Below are 15,800 nucleotides of genomic sequence, written 5' to 3'. Positions count from 1 at the left end.
CGGCGCACCGAACATCACGCCGCAATGTGGCAAGACAACCACGCTCGAAGTCGCCGGCCGCCACGTCGTTGCGCACATGCTCTGACGCCTTTGCGCCCACGACACCGCCTTGTCACCTGAAGGAATGCGCGGCGCGTGGCGCTGAGATCTACCGGACGCCTAGCGAGGAGTGACCACGATCTTCCCGTGTGCGCGCCCCTGTTCCCCGTAGGCGTGCGCCTCGGCGATCTCGGCGAGGGTGAATCTGCGGTCGATGCGGGTGTGGATCTTGCCCGCCGACTGCAGCGCGGCGATCTCGGTGAGCTGCGCCTGGTCCGGGTGGACGAACACCCAGTCCGCGCGGATCCCGCGACGGCGTGCGATGTCGAGCTGGCTGGGGTCCGGTGTGGTGACGATGCGGCCGCCGTCGGCGATGACGTCGAGGGAGCGGGTGAAGACCTTGCCGCCGATGGTGTCCAGCACCAGGTCGACCTTGTCGATGTGGTCGGCGAAGTCGCCCTTGGTGTAGTCGATCGGACTCGCGCCGAGTTCGGTGACGAACTGTTGGTCCGATGGCCCCGCCGTGGCGAACACCGTGGCGCCGGCGTTCACCGCGAACTGCACCGCCATATGACCGACACCGCCCGCGCCGCCGTGAATGAGAACCTTCTGTCCCGCAACGAGTTCCGCGATGGCGAACAGCGCCTGCCAAGCGGTCAGCGACACCATCGGCGTGCCTGCCAGTTCCGCGGGGTCCACATCGGTGGGCGCGTGCGCGACGTCGATCGCGCGCACCGCCACATAGTCCGCGTACGCGTTGCCGAGGCCAGGGAACCCCGCCATCCCGAAAACCGTGTCCCCGACCTCGAACCCGGTCGAATCGTGCCCAGTCGCCACCACCGTGCCCGCGATGTCCCAACCGAGTACCAGCGGCCGCGAAGCCGGGAGCTGGTCGGCAACACCCGAGCCTGCCCGAGTCTTCCAGTCCACGGGATTGAGCCCGATCGATATCGTCTCGAGCAGTAGGTGACCCGGGTACGCCTCGGGCACAGCAGCGTCGTCGACGACGTGCAGTACCTCCGGACCGCCCCATTCGTCGAGTTGGGCCTGGCGCATTCGATCGACCATCGACAGCTCCTCCACACTCGGGATTTCGTTCAAAGGTATCGGCGCCGCCGCGAAACCAGCCCGTGCGACACCCCGTCAGCAGTCCGCGAACCACGCCTTCACGAATCCCGCCGATTGGTAGGCGTAATCCCAGGCCCAGCGTGCTGGTGACAGGTGGGGGCGTGGGTCGACGAAGAGCAACTCCCCGGCCCAGCATTTTCCGAGGATGTAGCGGGCGCGGGAGATGTGTGGGGTGAAGGTGACCACGATGACGCGGTCCCAGTCGGCACCGAGCCGGGCCAGCTCGCGTCCCTCACCGAGTGTCGTGCGTGGCGAAGGGTCGAAGCAGATCACCTCGAAGCTGTAGCCCCCGTGGCAGATTCGATTCACCATCGGGCTGTGCTCGTAGGGGTTGGAGACCAGCACGCGCGGCGCGTACCCCTGCGCCGCCAACCGCAGCCCGAGCTGTTCGCGCCCGTCGTGCGCGCCCCCGAGGATCAGGATCGCATCGGCCGCCCGCACCGCGTCCGTGCGCGGCCGCACATACACCGGCCACAGCGCGACCACCGCGATCAACACCGCGACCAGCAATCCACCCGTGGCGAACAGGATCCGGCGCATATGCGAATGCTAGTGACCCGGCGTAATCACGCAATTCGCGCTCGCACAGTCAGATATCTGATTATGAAGGCGCCGATTGCGTGATTACGCCGGACCGAGAGCTCCCGGGATGCAGGCCGACGATCCGAACCGTGCACCGACCAGAATCACATCACCGCAGGTAGAACCCTCGCGCACGAACCGCGAAACCGAACGTTTCCCCCTGTACACCAGATGTTGCGCCCCCTCTTGCCTCACTGACGCGGCGTAGCCACGCGCGCCGCTTACCAACAGAACTATGCGATGCACAGTCTTCGGAACCGGGTACCTCGGAGCCACGCATGCAGCGTGTATGGCCGAGTTGGGGCACGACGTGGTCGGGGTGGACGTCGATCCCGGCAAGGTGGCCAAGTTGGCCGACGGTGTGGTGCCGTTCTACGAACCGGGGCTCGAGGATGTGCTGAAACGCAACCTCGCGGCGGGCCGTCTGCGGTTCACCACCGAGTACGAGGATGCAGCCGCGCACGCCGACGTCCACTTCCTCGGCGTGGGAACCCCGCAGAAGAAGGGCGAATACGGCGCCGACCTGAAATACGTGCACGCCGTGGTGGATACGCTCGCCCCGATGCTGGAACGTCCGGCGATGATTGTCGGCAAGTCCACGGTGCCGGTGGGAACCGCTGCGGCCCTTGGCATTCGAGCGCGCGAACAGGCGAGGGTCGATGTCGAGGTGGCGTGGAACCCGGAGTTCCTGCGCGAGGGTTTCGCCGTCCAGGACACTCTGCGCCCCGACCGTCTCGTCCTCGGTCTCGACCCCGCCCGCGAGCGCAGCGCCTGGGTGGAGCAGACCATCCGCGAGGTCTACGCCGACCTCCTCGCCGCCGAGATCCCGTTCCTGCTCACCGATCTGGCCACCGCCGAATTGGTGAAGGTGTCGGCGAATGCCTTTCTGGCGACGAAGATCTCGTTCATCAACGCCGTCTCGGAGGTGTGTGAGGCCACCGGCGCCGACGTCACCATGCTGGCCGACGCGCTCGGCTACGACGCCCGCATCGGCCGCCGGTTCCTCAATGCCGGACTGGGTTTCGGCGGTGGCTGCTTACCCAAGGACATTCGCGCCTTCATGGCCCGCTCGGGCGAACTCGGCGCCGATCACGCGGTCGCGTTCCTGCGCGAGGTCGACAACATCAACATGCGCCGCCGCACCAAGGTCGTCGACATGGCCGCCCGTGCCTGCGGCGGTTCCCTGCTCGGCGCGAACGTGGCGGTCCTCGGCGCGGCCTTCAAGCCCGAGTCCGACGACGTCCGCGACTCCCCCGCCCTGAACGTGGCGGGCATGATCCAGCTGCACGGCGCGGTCGTCACCGTGTACGACCCGAAGGCGGTGGAGAATTCGCGCAGAGTGTTCCCCACGTTGAACTACGCCACCTCGGTCGCCGAAGCCTGCGATCGTGCCGATGTGGTGCTGGTCCTGACCGAGTGGAACGAATTCACCGCTTTGACCCCGGCCGACCTGGCCCCGGTGGTACGTTCCCGTTCGATCATCGACGGTCGCAACTGCTTGGACAGCTCGACCTGGCGTGGAGCCGGGTGGGTGTACGCCGGACTCGGTACCCCGTAAAGTAGCGAGCCAAGCGGGGTCTGGACGAAGTTTCGTACAGCACGAGGCGAGATGGGCAGTGGATGAGTTCGGTTCTGGGAGTATCGGTGGGGGCCGGGACGGTGCGCCTTGCGCGTCCACAACACGGTGCTGTTCCCCCGCATTCGTTCGAGCTGCAGTCGATCTCGATGCCCGAGCAGCAGGCCGAGGAGTCGGCGGCCGAGGCGATCGCCGCCACGCTGGCCGCGTCGCCCGAGGTCGCCGCCACCACCATCACCTTCCGTAGCGAGCCGCAGGCCAGGGCCGTTCGTGCCGCGATGGCCCGGCGCCAGCTCACCAACTACCAGCTCGTGCCCGAAGCTGTTGCCGCCGTGCATTTCGCGCACGCCACCAGCGATATGCGCGAAGTGTCCACGTTGGCCGTCTACGACCTCGGCAGTTCGGGTCTCACGGTGAGCGTGATCAACGCCCGCACCAGCGATGTGTACCAGTGCGAGCGGATCAGCGATATCAGCGGCGATTACCTGGATTCGCTGATCAGGGAGCAGCAGATCGCCTCCGGCCGGATCGCGCATCCGGCCGATCCGGCGGGTCTGGCGGCACTGGACGGGCTGTGCCGGGCCGCCAAGGAGCAGCTGTCCAACAGCAACGCGGTGGCGTTACCCAGTGAGCAGGGCCTGGTCCTGCTCACCCAGGAGAATTTCGAATCGCTGATGATGTTGGCGATCGAGTCGTCGGCCCGGATGACGCGCGATGTCATAATCCGCGCGCAGCACCCGGTGCAGGCGGTGCTCGTGCTCGGTGGCGGCGCCCGGATTCCGCTGATCGCGCGCGTGCTCGAGCGCACGATCGGGGTGCCGGTGATCGTGCCGCCCGAGCCGGAGACGGCGTTGGCCCGCGGTGCCGCACTGCTGGCAAGGCCTGCCCAGATCCAGCAGGCGCCGGCCGCTCCGGCCCCGATCCCGATGGGCGAGCACGACGACGCGACCCCCGCCTGGCTCACCGCGCCCACCCGTGGCCGCCGCCCACTCAGCGCCCTCACCAACCGTTCGCATTCCCGTCGTGAGCTGAATGTGGCGGTGCTGACGGTGAGTTCGCTGGTGGTTCTGGCCGCGATCGGGCTCGGTCTCGGTTACGGCCCCGAGGTGCTGGAGAGCGGTTCGTCGAGCGACGGTTCCCACGCCGTCCCCGCGAGCACCCCGCCCCGGCCGAGCTCGGCGGGCCCGACCTCGGCCCCCGCCACCACCACCGAGGCCCAACACGAAACCGTCGCCGCGCCCCCGGTCAACCCGCGCCGAGCCGAGGAAACCACCGAAGCGCCCCCGACCACCGGCCCCAACACGTTCACCGTGGTCCCCGGCCTCCCCCCGGTCGTGCTGCCGACTCTCCCGCCCGTGGTCATCCCGGGCTTCCCGCCCGCAGGTCAGTAACCGAGAGGTTCAGTTCCGGGCGTGCCGCGCGCGTGCCGGCGCCACGACCTGCTTCGACCCGAAGGGCCGCGCCAGCATCACCGCGATGGCCGTCGTCAACGGCACCGACAGCGCGAGCGCGATACCACCCACCGCCGACCGCGTGATCTCGATGGCCACCGCGTCCCCGGTGAGCACATCGGTGATCGACCGCCCCGCCACACTGAACAACAGCAGCAGCGGCAGCGCCCCACCGGCATAGGCGAGCACGAGCGTGTAGACGGTACTGGCGATGTGGTCGCGTCCGACGCGCATGGCCGCGGTGAAGATCTCCCGCCGCGACGCGCCTTCGTCGAGCGCGGCGAGTTCGAAGGCCGCTGACGCCTGGGTGATCGTCACGTCGTTGAGCACACCGAGTGAGCCGATGATGAACCCCGCCAACAGCAGTCCCGTGATGCTGACGTGCTGAATGTAGGTGGCCACGTTGGTGTTCTGTTCCTCGGACAGTCCCGTCAGGTGCGTGACTTCGATCGCCGCCCACGACAGCACCGCCGCCACCGCCATCGACGCGAGCGTCCCCAGCAGCGCCGAACTGGTCCGCAGATTCACCCCGTGCGCGAGGTAGAGCACCACGTAGAGAATCAGCGCCCCCGACACCAGCGCGACCGGGATCGCGGCCTTCCCGTCGAGCAACGCGGGCAGCAGGAACATCACCACCACCCCGAACGCGAAGCACAACCCCACCAGCGCCCGGAACCCGCGCCACCGCGCGACCACGCAGATCACCACCACGAACAACAGCACGATCACCAGCAAAGGCAGCCCGCGCGAGTAGTCCTCGAACCCGTAGAGGGTGATCCCCGCCGGGTCAGCGGCCCGCACCATCCGAATGTCGTCACCGGCCCGCAGATCCGGCTGTCCCGGCCCCGGCGCGATCTCGAACAACGTCTTCTTGCCCTCGTCGGGCCCCGATCGAATGTCGATGATGCTGCGCTGACAGGTGTAGGCGGCGGTGCGCGGCGGTTCCGGCGTCTGCGCGAACGCCTTGCCCATCGACGGACTCCCGCAGGGCCCGACGTCCTGCATGACCACGGTCCCTGCCTCGGTCTGCACCGCCCCGCCGGTCATCGTCTGCATCGGCAACGGAATATCGACGTGCTGGGCACTCGGCCACAGAATCACCGTCGCGACCAGCACCACCGCCCCGATGATCCCCAACAGCCAGACAACAACCTTGGCAGCCGTGTCACTGATGGCAATGGGCCCGGAATGGTCGTGATGGTGATGATGATCGCTCACGCCCCGAAGCTTAAAGGCTCCGGTTTTCAATAACACAGCCCGCCTCTCCGCGATTCTTGGCCAGACTCACGCGCGTGCGGCGGCTGCGATGGCGTGCGGCGGCAGGCTCGGTTGCTCAGCTCGCCCGTGCCCGACGAGTTACCCATGTTCGTGCGTGATCTGGGGTCACAAAAAACTCCCCGGGTCCTAGGTCTGGCCTAGATACCCGGGGAGGCGGTTTGTGGGCGGCGGAGAGCAGGGGGGTGTCTCCGCCGCCGGAGGCAGGCGCCCAGGGGGGTAGGCGCGCGTACCTAAGGCTCTCGGTTGTCCAGGGGGGGGGTAGACAACCGGGCCAGGGCGCCGAAGCGCCGAGGTCTACTGTACACAAAAGATGGACTTTTGCACTAGTAGATCTTCAAAACTTCCAAGATTCCGAACTCAAGGTCGGTTTCGATCAGGATTAACAGGATCGCCATCCGGCCTATTGCCCAGAAACTCACAGGCCACAGACGTGACAAGTGAGTATCCACTGTAACTTTACTGCCGGTAGCTGGCGAGGAAGTTGCCGAATCGCTCGATCGCCACGGCCAGATCCCGCGCCCACGGCAGCGTCACGATCCGCAGATGGTCGGTCGCGGGCCAGTTGAACCCGGTCCCCTGCACCATCAGGATCTTCTCCTGCAGCAGCAGATCCAGTACGAGCTTGCCGTCGTCGTGGATCTCGTGCACGTTCGGATCGAGCCGGGGGAACGCGTACAGCGCGCCACGCGGCTTCACGACCGAGACACCCGGGATCATGTTGAGCCGCTCGTACGCCACATCGCGCTGCTCGAGCAGCCGCCCGCCGGGCAGGATCAGGTCGTCGATGCTCTGATGCCCGCCGAGCGCCACCTGAATGGCGTGCTGCGCGGGCACGTTCGGGCACAGTCGCGAGGACGCGAGCAGGTCGATGCCCTCGAGGAACCCGGCCGCGTGCTCCTTGGGCCCGGTGATGGCGAGCCAGCCCGAGCGGTAACCGGCCACCCGGTACGCCTTCGACAGCCCGTTGAACGTCAGGCACAGCAGGTCGGGGGCGAGCGAGGCGAGGGAGATGTGCTTGGCGTCGTCGTAGAGGATCTTGTCGTAGATCTCGTCGGCCAGCAGCAGCAACCGGTGCTTGCGCGCCAGGTCGACGATCTGCTGCAGCACCTCCGCCGAGTACACCGCACCCGTCGGGTTGTTCGGGTTGATCACCAGCAGGGCCTTGGTCTTGTCGGTGATCTTCGATTCGATATCGGCGATATCGGGCTGCCAGCCGTTCTCCTCGTCGCACAGGTAGTGCACAGGAGTGCCGCCGGCGAGGCTGGTCATGGCGGTCCACAGCGGGTAGTCCGGGGCCGGGATCAGCACCTCGTCGCCGTTGTCGAGCAGGGCCTGCATGGTGACGGTGATCAGCTCGGACACCCCGTTGCCGAGGTAGACGTCGTCCACATCGAGCTCGGGGAACCCCGGCACCAGCTCGTACCGGGTCACAATTGCGCGCCGCGCCGACAGAATCCCCTTGGACTCCGAATACCCCTGGGCATAGGGCAGCGCCGCGATGATGTCGCGCATGATCACATCGGGCGCCTCGAACCCGAACGGAGCCGGGTTACCGATGTTGAGCTTGAGAATCCGGTGCCCCTCGGCCTCCAGCCGTGCTGCCTGCGCGTGAACCGGCCCACGAATCTCGTAGACCACGTTCTGCAGTTTCGTCGACTGCTCGAGAACGCGCGGGGGCACATGCGGCGATTGAGGACTCACGCGATCCATCGTGCCATTACCGGCAAGTGGAATTACGGCCTGTTCCGCCTCTCCGCGTCTTTTGGCCAGACCGAGGCGCGGTCTGGCGTGTGTTCGCGGCCGGCGGCAAGGTGGTGAGTCAGTTGGCTCGTCCCCGGCGAGTTACCCATGTGCATGCGTGACCAGGCGTTACTCGGCGGGGGCGGGCGATCGCAGGGCTGCGGATCGGGTCGCCCCAGCGCGCTACCGGGGCGTGATCGGCCGGACACCTACGGGCGCGGGTGACTGGCCAACGCCGAGGTCGCCACGCAGAACTCTTCGATGCGCTCATCCAGGCCTCGCGCTTCGACGGCGTCGCGATAAGTAGGGGCGGCGATGCGGCGACGCAACCCGACGAGGCGTTCGCTCAGCTGGGCGATGCGTTTGTCCTCGGGCAGGTCGAGGACCGGGCGCAACGCGTCCGCCGCACCGTCGATGCTGCCGTTGATGAGATGCGCGGCCGCGTTGTCGACGCGGGCCAGCGATTCGGCGCCGTAGGAGCGCTGCAAAGGTGGCCCGCTCGAGTAGAGGGTGATGGCGCGTTCGGTGGCGGCGAGTGCCTGTTCGGCGCGGCCGAGCTGGATGCAGGTGGCACCCGCGTAATAGGCCGCCTTGGGTGGCCCGAACCCGAAGACCCCGCCGATCTCGTCGTGGAGTTCGTCGCGCCGGTCACCGGCCGCCACTTCGGCCGCGCGCAGGCACCTGTCTGTCTCCACATCACTACCCAATCGCGCCCACACTCTGGCCTCGATATTGAGCAGCCGCACCTTCCCGAGCCCCGGGCCGACGAATTCCTGTCCACTGCGGGCCAATTGGACCGCATTACGTGGCCGATCCGACCAGTTCTCGATCAGCGCGTGCATGCCCCGCGTCCACGCGCGTAACCCGTTGTGCCCGCTCAGTTCCGCGTAAGCCCAAGCGGCCCTGATCTGTTCGCCGGCGGCATCGAGGTAGCCGAGGTCGGTGCTCGCGTTGGCCAGCAGCCCCGACAACGTCCCGGCCAGCAGATATAGGTGGCTGGTGTCGACCGGCTTCTGCTGCCCGTCGAGTAGTCGATACACCCGTCTGCGCACCCGCAGCATCTCCACCATCATGGGTGCCGGTGCGGCATGGACGTATTCGTTGGCGATGCGCCGCACGTCGGCGTCGAGCTGGGCCAATGTCGTGGCCCCCACGTTGGTGCCCTCCGCGGCGGCCGCGTGTTCGCTGGCCTCGTGCGCAGCCGCCATGATCAACTCCCTCTCCGACAACACCTCGGGCACAGCGCTTTTGACAGTTCCCGCATCGACGAACGCGAGCAGGTCGACATCACCCGCGGGCGCAAGCAGGGTCGAAAACCGCGCGCGCACAACATCATCGGAACGAGCCAGCGACGTGTCTAGCGCGGCCTGGTTCACCGGACGCGGGCGAACCCGCACCCCGCCCGCCTCCCACTTCGACACCAGTCGTTCGTGCACACCGAGATGAGCCGCGAACTCCCGGATGCTCATGCGTTTGGCATCACGTAGAGCTCTGGCCTCTCTGCCTGTCCACTCCCCGACCACGGCGTCACCTCATCCGACGGACTACTCCTTCCAGGGTACGAGCTTGCAGTGAGACACACCACAATTCGCCACAATCGCCTATCAGAGGCAGTGAAAGGGCGGTGGAGGGCAGTGGCCCCGCGCGCTCGCATGCGCGATTCTGGAAGCGTGGAAGCCAGAACTGTCGACGACTGGGTGCGGTGTTACCAGCGCGAATTCCGGCTACCCGTCCGCGAGCGCGGCGGCTTTGTGATGCTGCCGATCACCGACCGGCTGTGCGTGGTGCACCTACCGACCATGCGCGCCGAGAAGGTGCTCACGGCGCTGCGCGAGCAACGCCGTGAGGGTCCGGTGCTGGCACGCCAGATCCGCTGGAGTGTGCTCGCCGTTCCCGACGCCAGGCCCTCCGAGGAAGAGGCCGCCGAGCTCGCGGGGCTCGACATCGACATCCCCGGCACCGGAAGTGCGGTGATGCTGCCGACGAATCTGGGCCGGTGGAGCCGCGAGGGTTGTCACTGGGTGCGCCCACCCTCCGGTGGCGGCGACACCCTGCCCGCGCTGTCGCTGGTACTGCGTATCGCCGTGACGGCGGGCCCTCAGCGGGTCTCGACCGCGCTCAGCGAGTCGGGCGATAGGGGAAAGTTGAGGTACGACCGCGACGGCGTCGGCCCCCGCTGATTCTGATACTTCGACCCAGCCTTGGCACTGCCGTACGGATGCTCGGCCGGACTCGACAGCCGGATCAGGCACAGCTGCCCGATCTTCATCCCCGGCCACAGCGTGATCGGCAGATTCGCCACGTTCGACAGCTCGAGGGTGATGTGCCCACTGAACCCCGGATCGATGAACCCCGCCGTCGAGTGCGTGAGCAGCCCCAGCCGCCCCAGACTCGACTTGCCCTCGAGCCGCCCCGCCAGATCGTCGGGCAGCGAGCACACCTCGAGCGTCGACCCGAGCACGAACTCCCCCGGGTGCAGCACGAACGGCTCACCCGGCTTCGGCTCGACCAGGCTGGTCAGCTCGTCCTGCTGCTGCGCCGGGTCGATATGGGTGTAGCGACTGTTGTCGAACACCCGGAACAGCCCGTCGAGGCGCACGTCGATGCTCGACGGCTGAACCATCGACTCCAGCATCGGTTCGACACCGAGCCGCCCCGCGGCGATCTCGGCCCTGATGTCACGATCGGAGAGCAGCACGCGCCCAGTGTAGGCAGCCGACACCGCAGGTAGAACGCCCCCACCCCTTCGAGGACGCCCGCCGGAGCCGAGCCCAGGTAAGGGTCATGAACCCGGACTACGCCCGTCGACCGGACGCCACTCGAACAGACCGGTCTCGGGCGCCGACCGTCTCGGCGCCCGAACCGCATTGCCGATCTACTGCGTGGGCTGCGCCGGTTCCCCCACGTCGCTGGTCGCCGTCGGCTGCACGGGCGTCCCCATCTCGGTGGTCTCGGTCGCGGTCGGGTGCTCGCCGCCGCCATGGTTCGGATTCGTGCAGATCGTCCCCTCACACGGCACCCACGTCCCGTCCCCGTTCGGATTCGGCATCATGTTCGGCCCCGGAGCAGGCGCCGTCGTGTGCACATGCCCCGAATCCCCATGCCCCGGATCGTGGGCAGCCGTGGTCGTCGTCGGCTTCGCACTGGTGGTCGTGGTCGTGGTCTTGCTGGTGGTCCCCGTCTTGGACCCGGAATCATCCGAGCACCCCGCCCCGAGCACCGTCAACGCCGCGATCACCGAAACGAACAGAACCCTCTTCATCAAGTCAGCCTTTCGCCGTTCCGGCCATCGCCCCCAACCCACCGAGGACGAACCTTCGAGCCGGAGAACTAGTTGCGCCGCATAACACGGCATGGCCGAATCCCGCACGACGAACGCTGACAAGAATGTGCGAAACCCGCTGCCCGCACTCTAGATCCCCCCACCGACAAACCACCCCCGACTCCCCCACAACACCCCCCACCAGCCCCGACCCACCAACCCTTGCATCGCCCCACACAAGTTCTGATAGAGTCGCCAACGCGCCCAATGGCGCAGTGCCGATGTAGTTCAATGGTAGAACTTCTGCTTCCCAAGCAGATGGCGCGGGTTCGATTCCCGTCATCGGCTCTCACGACGAAGGCCCCGGAATCACCAGATTCGGGGCCTTCGTCGTTGATGGTGGGGGTTCAGCCCGAGTGCAACGTGCGGAACTTGCTGCCGTGGAACACAAGTGGATCGATGTCCTCGCGGGCGGCGACGCGGTTCACTCGCAGGATCACCACGAGATGGTCACCCGCGCTGACCTGCGTTTCCGGCACCCCTTCGATCCAGGCCGTCGCCCCGTCGATGAACACCGCCTCGCCGGTCCCCCGGTGCAGCGCGGTCTCGCGAAAACGGTCGCCGTTACGCGCACCGAGCGCCTTGGCCGCAGCCTGCTGATCGGTACCGAGAAGACTGAGCCCAAGATGGCCCGCATCGGCGAGTTTCGGCCAGGTCGACGACGAATTCTGCACACAGAACGAGACGAGCGGCGGGTCGAGCGAGACCGGCACGAAGGTGCTCACCGCCAAACCGTGTGGGACGCCGTCGATTTCGGCGCACACCGCGACGACCCCGCTGGGGAAGTTGGCGAAGGCGCGGCGCAGGCCGGTGCCGTCGGCGGGAAAGTCCAAGAGCTCATGCATGATTCGTCGCCTCCACCGGCCGGACGGCCGGGTCCGTCAGTGCCGCGACGACAGGTCCCCATCGCCGCGCGTACTCCTCGATCACCCCGTCCTCACCGAAGGTCCGATCGGACAGATACAGCCCGGGCAGTGCGGCGGTGCCCCCGATTTCCACCAGAACGGGCTTGAGCAGCAGGTCGGGCGCGAGTGCGTGGGCCGGACCTGCGCCGAGCATCACCGGCACGGTCACCACACCGGCCAGCCCGTTACCACCGTCGAACTGTTCGAGGAACAGTTTCAGCAGCCCGGTGTAGGTGGCCTTGAAGGTAGGACTGGCGAACACGACCAGCTCGGACGACGCCACAGTGCGCGCGGCCGCCGTCACCGCCGGATCACCCCAGCCGAGCAACCCGGGCCCGAGCGTGACCAGGTCGATCACCGTCGGCTCGGCGTCAGGGCGCAGAGCCCGCGCCACCTGCACGGCTGCGGCGAGCGTGCGCGATGCGGGTTTCGGATTCCCGACCACGACCGTCACCGTCATCGGATGTCCCTCATGGTTCCTCCTCGTCGTCGGCGCTTCCAGTGCAACACCGGCGCCCGCGAACGACGAGGGTTTGAATCGACGCGATCGATACAGACGCTGGTCAGCCGCCCATGCGCACGCAGTCGGAGGCGATCTTCGACTGTGCCGCGGCCACCTTGGACGAGTCCTCTTCACCGAGGAGCTTGGCCGGGTCGTCGGACTTCGCGTTCGACACCATCACCCGCAGCCCGTTCTGCGACATCCCCGAGTCGAGGAACACCTTGGCCGCGCAGTCGGCGAGCGCGGGGTTGCTCAATCCTTTGTCCTGCAACGACTTCGACAACTCGGCCTGAGTAACCGCGGGTGCGTCGTCGTCACTGCCGCAGGCCGACAACACCGGCAGCGCGAGCAGCGCCGCGGCCATCAGACAGATCCGCATTCGGTAAATCCTCTCGATACCTTCGCGCATCGATGCGACACGCGACGCGTTCGGATCATGCCGCACGGTCGTCCTCGGGGCCACCCACTCGAACTGACTCACGAGTAAGATAGCGATATGGGAGACCACATCACCGTTCGCTTCGACGACAACCTCGCCTACGTCGAGTTGAACCGGCCCGGCAAACACAACGGGCTCACCCTCGACATGCTCCGCGATCTCGTCGACGCGGCCCGAAAAGTGGCCGACAACAAGATGACTCGCGCCGTGATCATCGCCGGCAACGGCCCCAGTTTCAGCAGCGGTCTCGATATCGCCGCCGCCACCCGCAACCCGGTGGCTATCGTCAAAGAATTCCTGCCACGCCCCCTGCGCGGCACCAATACTTTCCAGGAAGCCTGCTGGGCCTGGCGCCGCCTCGACGTGCCGGTGATCGCCGCGATCCACGGCCGCTGTTTCGGCGGCGGCCTCCAGATCGCCTTGGCCGCCGACTTCCGGATCGCCGCCCCCACTGCCGAATTCTCGGTGATGGAGGCTGCCCACGGTCTGGTTCCCGATATGACGGGCCCCGCCACATTGTCACAGCTCATCGGCCTCGACCAAGCCCTGCTGCTGACGATGACGGCCGAGCGGATCGACACCGATCACGCCCTGCGCATCGGCCTGATCACCGACGTCGCCGACGACCCGCTCGAGGCCGCACATGCCCTCGCCGACCGCATCACCGCCCGCGACCGCAAGGCCGTGGCCGCCGCCAAACACCTGTTCAACCGCTCCTGGCAACGGGATTCGCGCGCCACCTTCGCCGCCGAGCGGTTGGCCCAACTGCCATTGCTGCTGCGTAAGGCCATGGGTAGTAGCGACTGACAAGCAATTGACCTGGGAATTCATGCCGAATACCGAACGGATGTACCCCAGATCACTGTTAGCGGCTGTTAGCATCGCTTCGATTCGCTGACCAGTCGAGCAGTGGTACGTGACGGAAAAGTTCTGCCAGCGTGCCCGGTTTCGGCGCGACCCGGAGGCTGCATCGCCTGTGAACAAGACCGGAACCATCCTGCTGTCCGCACTCGCAGGTACCACGGCCTTGCTGGTGAGCGCCGCGCCGCCCGCAGTGTCGAACCCCAACGCCATCAACCCGATTCCCGTGCTCAACGGCACCCACGGCCTGCCCGTGCTGCACGGGCGCACGCAGGCGATTTTCCAGGTCACCGGCATGGCCAGCCCCAACAACACCCAGAACTACAACGTCCTCGGTACCGATCTCGGCATCATGTGGGACAACGGTCGCGGCGAAATGCTCACCGCCTTCGGCGACACCGCGGGCATCGGTTTCCCCAACCTGCTCGCGGGCAGCACCTGGGCGTGGCGCTCCAACATCCTGGTCCGCAGCAACGACAAGAACCCGGCCGACGGGATCATGTTCGACGGTGTGGTGCGCGATGTCGTCGGCCAGGCGCGCGATCTGATCCCCAGCCCCAAGATCCCGTTCTTGGAGATCAGCCGCATCCCGACTGCGGGGATCTCGGCCAACGGCGTGCAGTACATGTCGCTGATGTCGGTGAAGACCTGGGACGCCCCCGGCGAGTGGACCACCAGCTACTCCGGCCTGGCCGCCTCGGCCGACAACGGCGAGACCTGGGCCGATCTCGGCCACACCCGCCGCCCCGACGAGGGCGGCAACGCCAACTTCCAGATGAACAGCTTCGTGAAGGACGGCGGTTTCGTCTACGAGTACGGCACCCGCGCAGGCCGCAACAACGAGGCCTTCATCGCCCGCGTCCCCGAAGCGCAGATCGAGAACCTGGCCGCGTACGAATACTGGGACGGCGGCGCGTGGAAGCTCAACGATGTGAACGCGGCGGCCCCCATCATGGGCGGCGTCGGCGAGCTCTCGGTGATGTACAACGAGTACCTCGGCCAGTTCATCTCCCTCACCACCGACCCGTTCAACTCCGTGGTGATGCGCCGCTCGCCCTCCCCGGAGGGCCCGTGGAGCGCCCCCGAGGTCCTGATCGACGCCCGCGAACTCCCCAGCGCCTACGCCCCGTCGATCTACCCGTACCAAACCGGCCGCGACCTCTACTTCATGACCACGATCCACACCCAATACAACGTCGTACTCATGCGCACCACGCTGTAAGCAAGGCCCCTACACTCGACATCATGGATGCGGCGGAGTGGGACTCGCGTTATGCGCGTAGTGAATTGGTTTGGGGCGCACCGCCGAACAGCACCGTTGTCGAACATGTCTACGGACTCGACCGCAGAATTCCGCTGCTCCCCGACGAATCGGGCGTAACGCCTCCGCTCCCCCGCGCGCTCGACCTGGCCTGCGGCGAAGGCCGGCACGCCCTCTGGCTCGCCACCCACGGCTGGCAGGTCACCGCCGTCGACTTCTCCCAGGTCGGTATCGACAAGGGCCGAACCGTCGCCGCCCGGCTGTCGCGATCGGTCCGTACCCGCGTCGACTGGCGCACCGCCGACATCACCGATCTCGAAGCCGCCGAGGTCACCGGCCCCTTCGAGCTGATCCTGATGGTCTTCGTCCACCTCCCCGCCGACGAACGCCGCACCCTGCTGCACCAACTGTCCGACATGCTCGTCCCCGGCGGCATGCTCCTGGTCCTCGGCCACGCCACCCGCAACATCGCCGACGGCTACGGCGGTCCCCAGGAACCCCAGATCCTCTTCTCCCCCGACGACCTGCGCGCCGACCTGGACCGCGACGACATCACCATCACCATCGCCCACGAGGTCTTCCGCCCTACCGAGGGCCCCGATGCCATCGATTCCCTGCTCATCGCCGAACGCCCCCTCCCCGAGCCCACCGACTGATCAAGATCACCAGGCTCTGGTGGTTTTTCCACTCGGCCGATGTTTGCGTGAAAGCCTGGT

Annotated in this window: 16 protein-coding genes and 1 tRNA gene; 7 read left to right on the top strand and 10 right to left on the bottom strand. The window is 66.9% G+C overall.

Features of this window, described 5'->3' with window-relative positions; genetic code table 11:
- Nucleotides 1-159: 159 nt before the first annotated feature.
- Both ACFWUP_RS09620 and ACFWUP_RS09615 read right to left on the bottom strand, forming a co-directional pair.
- Nucleotides 160-1,107, bottom strand: coding sequence for an NADP-dependent oxidoreductase (locus ACFWUP_RS09620; protein WP_379232553.1), 948 nt, complete (start codon nucleotides 1,105-1,107; stop codon nucleotides 160-162).
- A gap of 75 nt (nucleotides 1,108-1,182) precedes the next feature.
- On the bottom strand, nucleotides 1,183-1,707 hold the full coding sequence (locus tag ACFWUP_RS09615) for a YdcF family protein (RefSeq protein WP_379232551.1): 525 nt from the start codon (nucleotides 1,705-1,707) through the stop codon (nucleotides 1,183-1,185).
- 277 nt (nucleotides 1,708-1,984) lie between these two features.
- Here ACFWUP_RS09615 and ACFWUP_RS09610 point away from each other — a divergent pair, with 277 nt between their 5' ends.
- Both ACFWUP_RS09610 and ACFWUP_RS09605 read left to right on the top strand, forming a co-directional pair.
- Nucleotides 1,985-3,307: a UDP-glucose dehydrogenase family protein gene (locus ACFWUP_RS09610; RefSeq protein WP_379232550.1), complete on the top strand. Its 1,323-nt coding sequence runs from the start codon at nucleotides 1,985-1,987 to the stop codon at nucleotides 3,305-3,307.
- A gap of 62 nt (nucleotides 3,308-3,369) precedes the next feature.
- Nucleotides 3,370-4,716, top strand: coding sequence for an Hsp70 family protein (locus ACFWUP_RS09605; RefSeq protein ID WP_379232548.1), 1,347 nt, complete (start codon nucleotides 3,370-3,372; stop codon nucleotides 4,714-4,716).
- A gap of 9 nt (nucleotides 4,717-4,725) precedes the next feature.
- Here ACFWUP_RS09605 and ACFWUP_RS09600 read toward each other — a convergent pair whose 3' ends face one another.
- From ACFWUP_RS09600 to ACFWUP_RS09590, 3 genes are all read right to left on the bottom strand, one after another.
- On the bottom strand, nucleotides 4,726-5,994 hold the full coding sequence (locus tag ACFWUP_RS09600; protein ID WP_379232546.1) for a YibE/F family protein: 1,269 nt from the start codon (nucleotides 5,992-5,994) through the stop codon (nucleotides 4,726-4,728).
- Between the two features lie 516 nt (nucleotides 5,995-6,510).
- Nucleotides 6,511-7,764 carry a pyridoxal phosphate-dependent aminotransferase gene (locus ACFWUP_RS09595; RefSeq protein ID WP_379232544.1) on the bottom strand — a complete coding sequence of 418 codons (1,254 nt, stop codon included), beginning with the start codon at nucleotides 7,762-7,764 and terminating at the stop codon, nucleotides 6,511-6,513.
- 239 nt (nucleotides 7,765-8,003) lie between these two features.
- A complete protein-coding gene (locus ACFWUP_RS09590) occupies nucleotides 8,004-9,263 on the bottom strand; it encodes a helix-turn-helix domain-containing protein (RefSeq protein WP_379232542.1) in 1,260 nt (419 codons plus the stop codon).
- Between the two features lie 201 nt (nucleotides 9,264-9,464).
- On the opposite strand from ACFWUP_RS09590, the gene ACFWUP_RS09585 reads away from it, so the two are divergent.
- Complete coding sequence (locus ACFWUP_RS09585) at nucleotides 9,465-9,974, top strand: hypothetical protein (RefSeq protein ID WP_379232541.1); 510 nt, start codon at nucleotides 9,465-9,467, stop codon at nucleotides 9,972-9,974.
- Here ACFWUP_RS09585 and dcd read toward each other — a convergent pair.
- Together dcd and ACFWUP_RS09575 are read right to left on the bottom strand one after the other, a co-directional pair.
- Nucleotides 9,893-10,492, bottom strand: coding sequence for a dCTP deaminase (dcd, locus tag ACFWUP_RS09580; RefSeq protein WP_056823535.1), 600 nt, complete (start codon nucleotides 10,490-10,492; stop codon nucleotides 9,893-9,895). The genes ACFWUP_RS09585 and dcd overlap by 82 nt on opposite strands.
- Before the next feature lie 177 nt (nucleotides 10,493-10,669).
- Complete coding sequence (locus ACFWUP_RS09575) at nucleotides 10,670-11,056, bottom strand: hypothetical protein (RefSeq protein ID WP_379232539.1); 387 nt, start codon at nucleotides 11,054-11,056, stop codon at nucleotides 10,670-10,672.
- A gap of 277 nt (nucleotides 11,057-11,333) precedes the next feature.
- On the opposite strand from ACFWUP_RS09575, the gene ACFWUP_RS09570 reads away from it, so the two are divergent.
- Nucleotides 11,334-11,404, top strand: a tRNA-Gly gene (locus tag ACFWUP_RS09570).
- Nucleotides 11,405-11,463: 59 nt separating this feature from the next.
- Here ACFWUP_RS09570 and ACFWUP_RS09565 read toward each other — a convergent pair.
- The 3 genes from ACFWUP_RS09565 to ACFWUP_RS09555 form a co-directional block, all read right to left on the bottom strand.
- Nucleotides 11,464-11,961, bottom strand: coding sequence for a flavin reductase family protein (locus ACFWUP_RS09565; RefSeq protein WP_379232537.1), 498 nt, complete (start codon nucleotides 11,959-11,961; stop codon nucleotides 11,464-11,466).
- Nucleotides 11,954-12,481 (bottom strand): NADPH-dependent FMN reductase, encoded by a 528-nt coding sequence (locus tag ACFWUP_RS09560; protein ID WP_379232535.1) that lies wholly within the window; start codon nucleotides 12,479-12,481, stop codon nucleotides 11,954-11,956. The genes ACFWUP_RS09565 and ACFWUP_RS09560 overlap by 8 nt, the downstream gene beginning before the upstream one ends.
- A gap of 103 nt (nucleotides 12,482-12,584) precedes the next feature.
- On the bottom strand, nucleotides 12,585-12,902 hold the full coding sequence (locus tag ACFWUP_RS09555; RefSeq protein ID WP_379232534.1) for a hypothetical protein: 318 nt from the start codon (nucleotides 12,900-12,902) through the stop codon (nucleotides 12,585-12,587).
- 117 nt (nucleotides 12,903-13,019) lie between these two features.
- On the opposite strand from ACFWUP_RS09555, the gene ACFWUP_RS09550 reads away from it, so the two are divergent.
- From ACFWUP_RS09550 to ACFWUP_RS09540, 3 genes are all read left to right on the top strand, one after another.
- On the top strand, nucleotides 13,020-13,769 hold the full coding sequence (locus ACFWUP_RS09550) for a crotonase/enoyl-CoA hydratase family protein (protein ID WP_379232532.1): 750 nt from the start codon (nucleotides 13,020-13,022) through the stop codon (nucleotides 13,767-13,769).
- A gap of 169 nt (nucleotides 13,770-13,938) precedes the next feature.
- A complete protein-coding gene (locus tag ACFWUP_RS09545; protein WP_379232530.1) occupies nucleotides 13,939-15,045 on the top strand; it encodes a DUF4185 domain-containing protein in 1,107 nt (368 codons plus the stop codon).
- Nucleotides 15,046-15,068: 23 nt separating this feature from the next.
- Nucleotides 15,069-15,740, top strand: coding sequence for a class I SAM-dependent methyltransferase (locus ACFWUP_RS09540; protein ID WP_379232528.1), 672 nt, complete (start codon nucleotides 15,069-15,071; stop codon nucleotides 15,738-15,740).
- Nucleotides 15,741-15,800 lie beyond the last annotated feature (60 nt).

Origin of the sequence: Nocardia sp. NPDC058658, assembly GCF_042716665.1 — a bacterium.
Lineage (GTDB): Bacteria > Actinomycetota > Actinomycetes > Mycobacteriales > Mycobacteriaceae > Nocardia.
The sequence above is the reverse complement of the archived record's forward strand: the minus strand, read 5'-3'. Positions and strand labels throughout refer to the sequence as shown.

Bases quoted from the DNA above. Each gene is read 5' to 3' on its own strand.
- ACFWUP_RS09620 (WP_379232553.1), bottom strand. From the start codon at position 1,107: ATGGTCGATCGAATGCGCCAGGCCCAACTCGACGAATGGGGCGGTCCG.
- ACFWUP_RS09615 (WP_379232551.1), bottom strand. From the start codon at position 1,707: ATGCGCCGGATCCTGTTCGCCACGGGTGGATTGCTGGTCGCGGTGTTG.
- ACFWUP_RS09610 (WP_379232550.1), top strand. From the start codon at position 1,985: ATGCGATGCACAGTCTTCGGAACCGGGTACCTCGGAGCCACGCATGCA.
- ACFWUP_RS09605 (WP_379232548.1), top strand. From the start codon at position 3,370: ATGAGTTCGGTTCTGGGAGTATCGGTGGGGGCCGGGACGGTGCGCCTT.
- ACFWUP_RS09595 (WP_379232544.1), bottom strand. From the start codon at position 7,764: ATGGATCGCGTGAGTCCTCAATCGCCGCATGTGCCCCCGCGCGTTCTC.
- ACFWUP_RS09590 (WP_379232542.1), bottom strand. From the start codon at position 9,263: ATGAGCATCCGGGAGTTCGCGGCTCATCTCGGTGTGCACGAACGACTG.
- ACFWUP_RS09575 (WP_379232539.1), bottom strand. From the start codon at position 11,056: ATGAAGAGGGTTCTGTTCGTTTCGGTGATCGCGGCGTTGACGGTGCTC.
- ACFWUP_RS09565 (WP_379232537.1), bottom strand. From the start codon at position 11,961: ATGCATGAGCTCTTGGACTTTCCCGCCGACGGCACCGGCCTGCGCCGC.
- ACFWUP_RS09560 (WP_379232535.1), bottom strand. From the start codon at position 12,481: ATGACGGTGACGGTCGTGGTCGGGAATCCGAAACCCGCATCGCGCACG.
- ACFWUP_RS09555 (WP_379232534.1), bottom strand. From the start codon at position 12,902: ATGCGGATCTGTCTGATGGCCGCGGCGCTGCTCGCGCTGCCGGTGTTG.
- ACFWUP_RS09550 (WP_379232532.1), top strand. From the start codon at position 13,020: ATGGGAGACCACATCACCGTTCGCTTCGACGACAACCTCGCCTACGTC.
- ACFWUP_RS09540 (WP_379232528.1), top strand. From the start codon at position 15,069: ATGGATGCGGCGGAGTGGGACTCGCGTTATGCGCGTAGTGAATTGGTT.